Origin of the sequence: Oerskovia paurometabola (genome assembly GCF_016907365.1) — a bacterium.
In the GTDB taxonomy this organism is placed as follows: Bacteria; Actinomycetota; Actinomycetes; order Actinomycetales; family Cellulomonadaceae; genus Oerskovia; species Oerskovia paurometabola.
In genome coordinates this window covers 2,231,903-2,243,552 of sequence record NZ_JAFBBV010000001.1, presented here as the reverse complement: position 1 = coordinate 2,243,552, position 11,650 = coordinate 2,231,903, and the positions used below count along the sequence as shown (strand labels likewise).

Sequence of the window (11,650 nt, the reverse complement as noted above, 5' to 3'; positions counted from 1 at the left end):
GGCTCGGCACCTCCCACGGACCGGCCCCCGGGGGCGGTCGCGGCTCAGCGGGTCGTGGTGCCCACGTCGCCGAGAAACCCGTCGAAGACGTCGCGCAGGGCGGCCGCGAGCCGCAGCGCGTCGTGCTGCGGCGTGCCGTCCGACCTGCCCACCTGGCGCAGCAGCAGCCGGGCGCCCGTGCGCGCCGACTCGTCCGCGAGCAGGCCGACGTCCTCGGCCGCGCTCGGGTCGGCGATCACCGCGTCGATGCGCAGGCTGGGTGCGTGCTTGTGCAGCGCCTCGAGGTGGTCGGTCGCGGTCAGGCCGTAGGTCTCGCCCGAGGTGTTCGAGAGGTTGAGGACGACGCAGCGCCGGGCAGTGGTCTCGTGCAGCGCGTGCGCGAGCTCGGGGACCAGCAGGTGCGGCATGACCGAGGAGTACCAGGAGCCCGGTCCCAGGATCACCCAGTCGGCCGCCATGACGGCGTCGACCGCCTCGGGGCACGCGGGCGGGTCGGGCGGCACGAGCCGCAGCTGCTCGATGCGGTCGCGGGTCACGGCGACCTGGCTCTGCCCCACGATCGTCCTGAGCCCGTGGTCGGTCCGCGCGTCGGCCTCGATCCCGAGGGGCACCGCAGCCATGGGCAGGACCCGGCCGCGCGCACCGAGGAGCTTGCCCACCCAGTCGAGGCCCGCGACCGGGTCGTCGAGGAGCTCCCACAGCGCGACGATCAAGAGGTTGCCGACCGCGTGCTGGTCCAGGTCGCCGCTCGAGGAGAACCGGTGCTGCAGGACCGAGCTCCACGTCCGGCCCCACTCGGAGTCGTCGCACAGCGCCGCGAGCGCCATGCGCAGGTCGCCGGGCGGGAGCACACCGAGCTCGGCCCGCAGCCGACCGGAGGACCCGCCGTCGTCGGCGACGGTCACGACCGCCGTGATGCGGTCGGACATGAGGCGCAGCGCGGAGAGCGTCGCGGACAGGCCGTGCCCGCCGCCGAGTGCTACCACTGCCGGGTTGTCGAGGGTCACGACTACTCCTTGCCGAGGTCGCGGGCCGTCACGGTGACGCGCTGCCCGACGGCGCGCAGCCGTTGGGCGAGCACCTCGGAGATCGCGACCGACCGGTGCTTGCCACCCGTGCAGCCCACGGCGATGGTCACGTACCGCTTCTCCTCGGCCAGGTACCCGGCCAGGACGGGCTCGAGCGCGCTGACGTACCGGTCGACGAACTCGAGCGCCCCGGGCCGGGCCAGGACGTAGTCCCGGACGGGCGCGTCGCGCCCGGTGAGGTGCCTCAGCTCGGTGATCCAGTAGGGGTTGGCAAGGAACCGCATGTCGACGACGTGGTCCGCGTCGAGCGGGATGCCGTACTTGAAGCCGAACGAGACGACGTTGATGCGCAGCGTGTCCGGGGTGCCCTCGGCGACGGCCGCGCGGACCTCCCGTGCGAGGTCGTGGACGTTGAGGTCCGAGGTGTCGATCACGACGTCGGCGCGCTCCTCGACGCTCGCGACCAGGCGCCGCTCCTCGGCGATCCCGTCCAGGATCCGCCCGTTGCCCTGCAGCGGGTGCGGACGCCGGACCTGCTCGTATCGACGCACCAGGACTTCGTCGGACGCGTCGAGGAACAGGATCCGGTAGAAGACCCCGGCGTCGCGCAGGTGCTTGAGCACGTCGAGGAGGTCGGTGAAGAACCCCCCGCCACGGACGTCGACGACGGCCGCGATGCGCTGCACGCTGGACCCCGCGCGCGTCATCATGTCGACGAGCGGGACGAGCATGCGGGGCGGCATGTTGTCGACCACGTACCAGTCGAGGTCCTCGAGCACCGCGGCAGCGCGCGATCGTCCGGCGCCCGACATCCCGGTGATCACGAGGACCTCGGCGTCGGAGCGCTCGGGCGCGTGGGTGGTCGCCTCGATCGCCGGGATGCCCTGCGGGACGGTCGTCGGGGAGGGTTCGGTGCTCATGCCACCAGCATGCCAGCCGGTCGCGCGCGGGCGGGCCGGACCGGCGTCGGGCACTTCTCGGGCGTGTCCTGCTCTCCGGCCGAGAGCTCGAGACCGGCCGCCCCCGCGCCGCGGGTCACGGGCAGGCCCTCTCGCCCGACGGCGCCGGGCCCCCGGGCGACGCGGCCGCCGGGTGCGCGCGGGGACGGCTCATGCGGGCGCCGCCTCCTCGGACGAGGGGGACGCCGGCGCGGCCGCCTCGAGCGCGTCCGTCGGCGACGCCGGCGACTCCGCCTCGGGAGCCGCCGCCCCCCCGGGTCCTACGGTTCCGGCGGCGGTCGGGCTCGCCGGACCGAGCGCGGCGACGACGGCCGCGGCGGTCGCGGCACCCATGCCGGGCACGGTCGCGATCTCCTCGGCCGACGCCGCACGCAGCCGCTTGAGGGAGCCGAAGTGCGTCAGGAGCGCCTTCTTGCGTGCGGGCCCGAGGCCCGGGACGTCGTCGAGGGCCGAGGCCGTCATGGCCTTGCCGCGCTTCTTGCGGTGGTAGGAGATCGCGAACCGGTGGGCCTCGTCCCGGACACGCTGGAGCAGGTACAGCCCCTCGGAGCTGCGCTGCAGGATCACGGGGTAGTCCTCCCCCGGCAGCCACACCTCCTCGAGCCGCTTCGCGAGGCCGCACAGCGCGACGTCGTCGATCCCGAGCTCCGCGAGGGCCCGGGCGGCGGCGGCGACCTGGGGCGGTCCGCCGTCGACCACGACGAGGTTGGGCGGGTACGCGAAACGGGCGGCACGGCCCGCAGGTGCGTCCGCGCCCACCTCGCCCGAGCGTGGGACGTACCCCGCCGCGACGGCGTCCGCGTCCCGCGCGGTGTCGTCGTCGGCCCCCAGGTCCATCTCGACGTCCGTGGCCTGCGAACGGTCGGCGAGGTAGCGCTTGAAGCGGCGCGTGATGACCTCGTGCATGGCCGCGGTGTCGTCGCGGGCGCCCAGCCCCTCCGGGCCGCGGATCGCGAAGTGCCGGTACTCGCTCTTGCGCGCGAGCCCGTCCTCGAAGACGACCATCGACGCGACCTGGTGGGTCCCCTGCGTCGTCGACACGTCGTAGCACTCGATGCGCAGCGGCGCGGTCTCCAGACCCAACGCCTCCTGGATCTCGCGCAGCGCCTGGCTGCGCGTGGTCAGGTCCCCCGCACGGCGGGTCCGGTGCAGCGCGAGGGCGTGCTCGGCGTTCTTGTGCACCGTCGCCGCGAGCTCGCGCTTGTCACCGCGCTGCGGCACCCGGACGTCGACCTTGGCGCCCCGCAGGCCCGTGAGCCAGGCCACGACCTGCTCGGTGTCGGGCGGCAGGACGGGCACGAGCACCTCTCGGGGCACGATGCTCGACGACGGGGTCGAGGAGTCCCCGAGGGCCTCGTCGACCGAACCGTAGACCTGCTGCAGGAGGTGCTCGACGAGCTCGGCGTCGGTCACGTCCTCGACCTTCTCGACGATCCAGCCACGCTGCCCGCGGATGCGGCCACCGCGCACGTGGAAGACCTGCACCGCGGCCTCGAGCTCGTCGCCAGCGAGCGCGAAGATGTCCGCGTCGGTCGCGTCGCCGAGCACCACGGCGTTCTTCTCCATGGCGCGCTCGAGCGCGAGGATGTCGTCGCGCAGACGGGCGGCCTGCTCGTACTCCATGGCCGCCGCGGCCTCCTTCATCTTGGCCTCGACCCGGCGGATGAACTTCGCGGTGTCGCCCGCCATGAAGTCGCAGAAGTCCTCCGCGAGCGCGTGGTGGTCCTCGGGCGTGATGCGTCCCACGCAGGGGGCGGAGCACTTGTCGATGTAGCCGAGCAGGCAGGGCCGACCGGTCTGCTGGGCACGCTTGAAGACGCCCGCGGAGCACGTGCGGACCGGGAAGACACGCAGCAGCAGGTCGAGGGTCTCGCGGATGGCCCACGCGTGCCCGTAGGGGCCGAAGTAGCGGGTGCCGGGGCGCTTGCCACCACGCATGACCTGGGCGCGCGGGAACTGCTCGCCCAGGGTCACGGCGAGGTAGGGGTAGGACTTGTCGTCCCGGTACTTCACGTTGAACCGGGGGTCGAACTCCTTGATCCACGAGTACTCGAGCGCGAGGGCCTCGACCTCGGTCCCCACGACCGTCCACTCGACCGAGGCGGCCGTCGTGACCATCGTCTGGGTGCGGTAGTGGAGGTTCGTCAGGTCCTGGAAGTAGCTGCCGAGACGGGCGCGCAGATTCTTCGCCTTGCCGACGTAGATGACGCGGCCGTGCTCGTCGCGGAAGCGGTACACGCCCGGTGACGTGGGGATCTCTCCCGGTGCGGGGCGGTACGAGGACGGATCAGCCATGTCCGCCAGCCTAGGACAGTGCACCCACAGTCACGCCCCTGCGCCGACGCTCGCACGTGACGCCCGTCACACACGAACGCCCGACCGCCGCTAGGGTGACGGCATGGGCGCCCTTCACTCCTATGCCGCGACCGTCCGCTGGACCGGCGCGGGCCAGACCGGAACGACCACCTACACCGCGTACAGCCGGGACCACGACGTCGACCTCACCGGCCGACCGACGCTCCCCGGCTCGGCCGACCCCGCGTTCCGGGGCGACCCGAGCCGGTACAGCCCCGAGGAGCTGTTCGTCGCGAGCCTCTCGCAGTGCCACATGCTGTGGTTCCTGCACCTCGCGTCAGCGGCGGGGATCGTGGTGCGCGAGTACACCGACGAGGTGACCGGCACCATGCGGGTCGAGTCCGCCGGAGCCGGGCAGTTCACGGACGTCACGCTGCACCCGCACGTGGTGGTCGACGACGGCCCCGACGTCAGCGACGAGGCCGTCGCCGAGATCCACCGCCGCGCCCACGACCACTGCTTCCTGGCGCGCTCCGTGAACTTCCCGGTGCTGCTCGAGCCCGCGCCGCTGCGCACGCACGCGGCCTGAGCCTGCACCCGGTCGGACGGCAGCCGGCCGAGGCACGGTCGACGTCCGCCGGTCGATGTCACTCGGTCGCGGGCTCGGCCTTCCTCGTGGCGGCGGACGCCTTCACGGTCGACGAGCTCTCCCTGGCCGCGGCCGTCGTCGACGACTTGCGCGCGGCCGTCTTCCTCGGCGCCTTCGCCGCCGTCTTGCCCGTCGCGGCCTTGGCCGGGGACTTCTTGGGCAGGGGTGCGACCGGGATGGGGTCACCCGTGAGGACCTCGGCGAGGAACCGACCCGTGTGGCTCTCGGGGACCGCGGCCACCTGCTCGGGCGTGCCCTCGGCGATGACCCGTCCACCGCCGGACCCACCCTCCGGTCCCATGTCGATGACCCAGTCGGCGTTCTTGATGACATCGAGGTTGTGCTCGATCACGAGCACCGAGTTGCCCTTGTCGACGAGCGACTGGAGCACCGCGAGGAGCTTGCGGATGTCCTCGAAGTGCAGGCCCGTCGTCGGCTCGTCGAGCACGTAGATGGTCCGGCCCGTCGAACGCTTCTGCAGCTCGCTCGCGAGCTTGACGCGCTGGGCCTCGCCTCCTGACAGCGTGGGCGCGGGCTGCCCCAGGCGCACGTACCCGAGGCCGACCTCGGAGAGGGTCTTGAGGTGGCGCGAGATCGTCGGGACCGCGGCGAAGAACTCCGAGGCCTCCTCGATCGGCATGTCGAGCACGTCCGCGACGGTCTTGCCCTTGAAGTGCACCTCGAGCGTCTCGCGGTTGTACCGCGCGCCGTGGCAGACCTCGCACGGGACATAGACGTCCGGCAGGAAGTTCATCTCGATCTTGATGGTCCCGTCACCCGAGCAGGCCTCGCAGCGACCGCCCTTGACGTTGAAGGAGAACCGGCCGGGCGTGTAGCCACGGACCTTGGCCTCGCTCGTCTCGGCGAAGAGCTTGCGCACGTGGTCCCACACCCCCGTGTAGGTCGCGGGGTTGGACCGCGGGGTCCGGCCGATGGGCCCCTGGTCGACGTGGACCACCTTGTCGAGGTTCTCGAGTCCCGTGATCCGACGGTGACGCCCCGCGACCTGACGGGCTCCGTTGAGCTCGTTGGCGAGCACGGTGTAGAGGATCGAGTTGACCAGCGTGGACTTGCCGGACCCCGAGACGCCGGTGACCGCGGTCAGGGTGCCGAGCGGGAAGCTCACGTCGATGCCCTCGAGGTTGTGCTCGCGCGCACCGACGACCGTGATCCGACGGTCCTTGTCGACAGGGCGGCGGGCGGCGGGCAGCGGGATGCTGCGACGCCCGGAGAGGTAGGCGCCCGTGACGGACTCGGGCGCCTCCAGGAGGCCTGCGTAGTCGCCCGAGTGGATCACGCGTCCACCGTGCTCGCCGGCGCCCGGGCCGATGTCGACGATCCAGTCGGCCGCCCGGATGGTGTCCTCGTCGTGCTCGACGACGATGAGCGTGTTCCCGAGGTCCCTCAGCCGGGTCAGGGTGTCGATGAGCCGGCGGTTGTCCCGCTGGTGCAGACCGATGCTGGGCTCGTCGAGGACGTACAGGACACCGACGAGCCCCGAGCCGATCTGCGTCGCGAGACGGATGCGCTGCGCCTCGCCTCCCGAGAGGGTCCCGGCCGGACGCTCGAGCGAGAGGTAGTCCAGCCCGACGTCGAGCAGGAAGCCCAGTCGGGCGTCGATCTCCTTGAGGACCTCGGTCGCGATGGCCTTCTGGCGCGTGCCCAGCTCGAGCGAACCGAGGAACGCCGCGGCCTCGCGCAGCGGGAGCCGGCAGACCTCGGCGATGGACTTGTCCCCCACCTTGACGGCGAGGACCTCGGGCTTGAGACGCGTGCCCTGGCACACCGGGCACGGCGTCTCGCGCATGTACGCCTCGTACTTCTCCTTGGACCACTCCGACTCGGTCTCGCCGTGGCGGCGCTCGAGGAACGTCACGACGCCCTCGAAGCCGGTCGAGTACTGACGCTCGCGCCCCCAGCGGTTCTTGTACCGGACGTGGACCTCGTGGTTCTGGCCGTAGAGCACCGCCTGCTGAGCACGCTGAGGCAGGGCGCGCCACGGCACGTCCATGGAGAAGCCCAGGTCCGAGGCGAGCGCCGTCAGGACGCGGTGGAAGTACTCCGAGGAGATCTGCGCCCAGGGCGCGACCGCGCCCTCCGCGAGCGACTTCTCGTCGTCCGGGACGACGAGGTCCGGGTCGACCTCGAGGCGGAAGCCGATACCCGTGCACTCGGGGCACGCACCGTAGGGGGCGTTGAACGAGAAGGTGCGCGGCTCGATCTCGTCGAGCGTGAGCTCGTGGTCGTTCGGGCACGCGCGCTTCTCCGAGAACCGGCGCTCGCGTTGCGGGTCGTCCGCGTCGGCGTCGACGAGCTCGACGACGACGAGCCCCCCGGCGAGCCCGAGCGCGGTCTCGACCGAGTCCGTGAGCCTCCGCTGCACACCCTCGCGCGAGACGAGACGGTCGATCACGACCTCGATGTCGTGCTTGAGCTTCTTCTCGAGCGCCGGCGGGTCCGTGAGCTGGACGACCTCGCCGTCCACGCGGGCGCGCGCGAAGCCCTTCGACTGCAGCTCCTTGAAGAGCTCGCTGTACTCCCCCTTGCGACCACGCACCACGGGAGCGAGGACCTGGTAGCGCGTGCCCTCGGGCAGCTCCAGGAGGCGGTCGACGATCTGCTGCGGCGTCTGGGCCTGGACCTTCTCGCCGCAGACCGGGCAGTGCTGTGTGCCGGCGCGCGCGAAGAGCAGGCGCAGGTAGTCGTAGACCTCGGTGATGGTGCCCACGGTCGAGCGCGGGTTGCGGTTGGTCGACTTCTGGTCGATCGAGACCGCGGGCGACAGGCCCTCGATGAAGTCGACGTCGGGCTTGTCCATCTGCCCGAGGAACTGACGGGCGTACGCCGACAGCGACTCGACGTAGCGACGCTGCCCCTCGGCGAAGATCGTGTCGAACGCGAGGGAGGACTTTCCGGACCCCGAGAGTCCCGTGAAGACGATGAGCTGATCCCTCGGCAGGTCGAGGTCGACGTTGCGGAGGTTGTGCTCACGGGCACCAGCGATGACAAGGCGGTTGCTCACCGAAGCATCGTAAGCCTCGCCCCTGACATTCGCACACCTGTTCGACCGACGTCACCGGTGCCGAGGGTCCTGCGGTTCCTGTCGAGGGACGGCCCCGGCGGTCTGACCTGCTCCTGGACGGCGCTCCGGGTCCCGCCACCGGCGTGCCAGACTCGGCACGAGAGGCTCGTCACACCGGCGGCCGGTCGTCCGTCAGGACGCCAACCAGCACAGCGAGGAGATCGGCGTGGGATACACCGGAGACGTCACGGTCGCGGGACCGAGCGACCTGCGGGTGCTGGACGAGGTCGAGGTCCGCAAGCTCGCCGTCGGGCCCGCCGAGAACAACGCCTACCTCCTGACCTGCCGCGGGAGCGGCGCCCAGCTCCTCGTCGACGCCGCCGCCGAGCCCGACCGGCTCCTCGAGCTCGTCCGGGAGGGTTCGTCGACCGCCCGCCTCGACCTCGTCGTCACGACGCACAGGCACCTCGACCACCTCGGGGCGCTCTCCTCGATCGGCGCGGCCACCGGCGCGCGGCTCGCGGCCGGCGCTCCCGACGCGGAAGCCGTCGCCGAGGCGACCGGCGCGACCATCACGCGCCCCCTGCACGACGGCGACACGATCGTCGTCGGCCACCTCACGTTCGAGGTGGTCGCCCTGCGCGGTCACACCCCCGGCTCGGTCACGCTCGTCTACCGCGAGCCCGAGCACGCGAGCGCACCGGACGCCGTGCCCGGCCGAGCACACCTGTTCACGGGGGACTCGCTCTTCCCGGGCGGCCTCGGGAGCACGTCGAACGACCCGGACCGCTTCGCGATGCTCTACGCGGACGTCACCACCAGGCTCTTCGACAGGTTCGACGACGCCACCTGGGTCTACCCGGGCCACGGCGCGGACACGACGCTGGGGGCAGAGCGCCCCCACCTCGACGAGTGGCGCGAGCGCGGCTGGTAGGACACCGGTCGCGCGGCCGAGCGGGCCGACGACGGACCGTCACCACCACCACGCCGGATGGTGCTTCAATGTCGCCATGCCGATCTTCGCCGTGACCTACACGTACGCCGACAAGCCCGCCGTCCTGGACGAGTTCCGCCCCGAGCACCGTGCGTTCCTGCGCGGGCTGCTCGACGAGGGCACGCTGCTCGCCTCCGGCCCCCTCGCCCAGGACGCGGCCAACCCCGCGGGCGCGCTGCTGCTCGTCGACGCCCCGGACGAGGCCTCGGTCGCGAGCACGTTCGACGCCGACCCGTTCGCCCGCGAGAACGTCATCACGCGGCGCACCGTGCGCCCGTGGTCTCCCGTCATCGGCCCCTGGGCCGACCGAGTCTGAGCGTCGCCGCCGCCGGACGGAGCGCTCGACTCCCCCGTCCACGAACGCGGACGGCCCGTCTCCCCGGAAGGGAGACGGGCCGTTCTCACGGGGCGAGCAGTGCCTGCCGAGACGCGCCTACGAGGCCGCGTCGACGTCGTCGAGCAGGGCCTCGTCCTTCTGCTGACCACGCGTGCGCAACAGGCTGGCCACCGTCGTGACCCCGAGCGCACCCAGGATGACCACGAGCGACAGCCAGATCGGGACCGTCGGGACGGCCTCGATGTGCTGCCCGCCGTTGATGAACGGCAACGTGTTCTCGTGCAAGGCCTCGAGGATCAGCTTGATCCCGATGAAGCCCAGGATGACCGCCAGCCCGATCGGCAGGTACACCAGCCGCTCGAGCAGGCCCCCCAGCAGGAAGTAGAGCTGCCGCAGCCCCATGAGGGCGAAGACGTTCGTCGTGAACACGATGAACGGGTCGTGCGTGAGCCCGAAGATCGCAGGGATCGAGTCGAACGCGAAGAGCAGGTCCGTGCTGCCGATCGCGAGGAACACGATCAGCATGGGCGTGAAGAGCCGCTTGCCGTCGACCACGGTGCGCAGCTTGCCGCCGTCGTACGTCGGCGACAGCGGCAGCACCCGGCGCAACGACCGGATGAGCCGGTTCTCCTGGTACTCCTCCGGCTCGTCCCCACCCGCGACCAGCTTGATCGCGGTGTAGATCAGGAACGCGCCGAAGAGGTAGAAGACCCACACGAACTGGGCGATGATCGCGGCGCCGGCGAGGATGAACGCCCCGCGCAGCACGAGCGCCACGATGATCCCCACCATGAGCACCTTCTGCTGGTGCTCCCGCGGCACGGCGAACCTCGTCATGATGATGACGAACACGAAGAGGTTGTCGACCGACAGGCTGTACTCCGTGAGCCAGCCCGCGTAGAACTCGACCGCGGGAGCACTGCCGCCCACGAGGGCGACGAGGCCGCCGAAGACCAGTGCCAGGGCGACGTAGAACGCCACCCACAGGCCGCTCTCCTTCATCGACGGCACGTGCGGGCGACGCCCCACGACCACCAGGTCGACGAGCAGGAGGACGACGAGGGCCGTCAGGGACGCCGCCTCGAACCAGAACGGCAGCTCGTGCTGCATCAGTAGGTTTCCTTCTCCAGGCGACGACGGTCGCTCTTGTCCTTGGCGAGGCTCGCGACCGTCGTGATGGCCAGCGTGACCAGGATGAAGCTGAGGGAGACGGCCGTCGAGATCTCAGGGATGACCGTGACGTGCTCGCCACCGTTGATGAACGGGATCTCGTTCTTGTGCAGCGCGTGGATGAGGAGCTTGATCCCGATGAAGCCGAGGATCGCGGCCAGGCCCCAGGCGAGGTACACGAGCCGGTCGAGCAGGCCGTCGATCAGGAAGTAGAGCTGGCGCAGGCCGAGCAGGGAGAACGCGTTGGCCGCGAAGACGAGGAACGTCTCCTGCGTGAGGCCGAAGATCGCGGGGATCGAGTCGACCGCGAACAGCAGGTCGGCGCTGCCGATGGCGATCATCACGATGAGCATCGGCGTGATGTAGCGCTTGCCGTCGATCTTCGTGAACATCCGGTCCTCGACGTACGCGTCCGTCGTGGGGAAGAAACGACGCGTCAGGCGCAGGACGCCGTTCTCCTTGTACTCCTCGTCCTCGTGCTCACGCGCGCTCTTGACCTGCGTGTAGGCGGTGTAGATGAGGAAGGCGCCGAAGATGTAGAAGACCCAGCTGAAGTTCTCGATCAGCGCGGCGCCCAGGAAGATGAAGATCGTGCGCAGGACCAGGGCGATCGTGATGCCGATCAGCAGGACCTTCTGCTGGTACAGCCTGGGCACCCGGAAGCTCGTCATGATGAGGACGAACACGAAGAGGTTGTCGACCGACAGGCTCTTCTCGGTGATGTACCCGGCGAAGTACTCCCCGCCGTAGACCGAGCCGAAGTAGGCCCAGATCCCGACCCCGAAGAGGATCGCGATGCCGACGTAGCCGGCGGACCACCACGAGGCTTCCTTGAGCGTGGGGGCGTGCGGGGTGCGGACGTGGCCCACGAAGTCGAAGGCCAGCATCGCGAGGATCATGCCGACCGTCGCGACCCACATCCAGACAGGAACATCCATCACACATACCTCCGGTACGTAGCGTCGAGTACCGAAGGTCTCTTCCGCCCTCGCGGTCACCGATCCCCGCGAGGGCGGATCGCGAGAGGTGACCGTGCAGGACCGGTGACACCGGGCCGACGACTACGCCGACCGTGATGACGACATCACCGTTTCTAGGAATACTCCCCTTCAACTGGGCAAGCATAGGGCATGGCACGAGGCGAGCACCCACGCTTCCACAACCACCTGGGCGCGGCGAACCTTCCCGAGTGCGCC

General features: G+C 70.7%; 9 protein-coding genes. 3 read left to right on the top strand and 6 right to left on the bottom strand.

The genetic code is table 11. The features are described from left to right. Window positions 1-44: 44 nt before the first annotated feature. The 3 genes from JOD48_RS10010 to uvrC form a co-directional block, all read right to left on the bottom strand. Window positions 45-1,007 (bottom strand): gluconeogenesis factor YvcK family protein, encoded by a 963-nt coding sequence (locus JOD48_RS10010; RefSeq protein WP_204808820.1) that lies wholly within the window; start codon window positions 1,005-1,007, stop codon window positions 45-47. Window positions 1,008-1,009: 2 nt separating this feature from the next. Continuing rightward, entirely contained in the window at window positions 1,010-1,948 is a 939-nt protein-coding gene (gene rapZ, locus JOD48_RS10005) for an RNase adapter RapZ (protein ID WP_191790335.1), read from the bottom strand. Window positions 1,949-2,137: 189 nt separating this feature from the next. Continuing rightward, window positions 2,138-4,282: an excinuclease ABC subunit UvrC gene (gene uvrC / locus JOD48_RS10000; RefSeq protein WP_204808818.1), complete on the bottom strand. Its 2,145-nt coding sequence runs from the start codon at window positions 4,280-4,282 to the stop codon at window positions 2,138-2,140. A 103-nt stretch (window positions 4,283-4,385) separates the two neighbouring features. On the opposite strand from uvrC, the gene JOD48_RS09995 reads away from it, so the two are divergent. Then, window positions 4,386-4,871 (top strand): OsmC family protein, encoded by a 486-nt coding sequence (locus JOD48_RS09995; protein WP_191790333.1) that lies wholly within the window; start codon window positions 4,386-4,388, stop codon window positions 4,869-4,871. Window positions 4,872-4,929: 58 nt separating this feature from the next. Here the strand turns inward: JOD48_RS09995 and uvrA are convergent, their stop codons facing one another. Beyond that, window positions 4,930-7,953 (bottom strand): excinuclease ABC subunit UvrA, encoded by a 3,024-nt coding sequence (gene uvrA / locus JOD48_RS09990; RefSeq protein ID WP_204808815.1) that lies wholly within the window; start codon window positions 7,951-7,953, stop codon window positions 4,930-4,932. Between the two features lie 226 nt (window positions 7,954-8,179). On the opposite strand from uvrA, the gene JOD48_RS09985 reads away from it, so the two are divergent. Both JOD48_RS09985 and JOD48_RS09980 read left to right on the top strand, forming a co-directional pair. Then, window positions 8,180-8,887 (top strand): MBL fold metallo-hydrolase, encoded by a 708-nt coding sequence (locus tag JOD48_RS09985; RefSeq protein WP_204808813.1) that lies wholly within the window; start codon window positions 8,180-8,182, stop codon window positions 8,885-8,887. Window positions 8,888-8,963: 76 nt separating this feature from the next. After that, entirely contained in the window at window positions 8,964-9,263 is a 300-nt protein-coding gene (locus JOD48_RS09980) for a YciI family protein (protein WP_191790330.1), read from the top strand. Between the two features lie 117 nt (window positions 9,264-9,380). Here JOD48_RS09980 and JOD48_RS09975 read toward each other — a convergent pair whose 3' ends face one another. Both JOD48_RS09975 and JOD48_RS09970 read right to left on the bottom strand, forming a co-directional pair. After that, window positions 9,381-10,394, bottom strand: coding sequence for a TerC family protein (locus JOD48_RS09975; protein ID WP_204808811.1), 1,014 nt, complete (start codon window positions 10,392-10,394; stop codon window positions 9,381-9,383). Further along, window positions 10,394-11,392 carry a TerC family protein gene (locus JOD48_RS09970; protein WP_191790328.1) on the bottom strand — a complete coding sequence of 333 codons (999 nt, stop codon included), beginning with the start codon at window positions 11,390-11,392 and terminating at the stop codon, window positions 10,394-10,396. The genes JOD48_RS09975 and JOD48_RS09970 overlap by 1 nt, the downstream gene beginning before the upstream one ends. Window positions 11,393-11,650 lie beyond the last annotated feature (258 nt).

Bases quoted from the DNA above. Each gene is read 5' to 3' on its own strand.
- rapZ (WP_191790335.1), bottom strand. From the start codon at position 1,948: ATGAGCACCGAACCCTCCCCGACGACCGTCCCGCAGGGCATCCCGGCG.
- uvrC (WP_204808818.1), bottom strand. From the start codon at position 4,282: ATGGCTGATCCGTCCTCGTACCGCCCCGCACCGGGAGAGATCCCCACG.
- JOD48_RS09995 (WP_191790333.1), top strand. From the start codon at position 4,386: ATGGGCGCCCTTCACTCCTATGCCGCGACCGTCCGCTGGACCGGCGCG.
- JOD48_RS09980 (WP_191790330.1), top strand. From the start codon at position 8,964: ATGCCGATCTTCGCCGTGACCTACACGTACGCCGACAAGCCCGCCGTC.
- JOD48_RS09975 (WP_204808811.1), bottom strand. From the start codon at position 10,394: ATGCAGCACGAGCTGCCGTTCTGGTTCGAGGCGGCGTCCCTGACGGCC.
- JOD48_RS09970 (WP_191790328.1), bottom strand. From the start codon at position 11,392: ATGGATGTTCCTGTCTGGATGTGGGTCGCGACGGTCGGCATGATCCTC.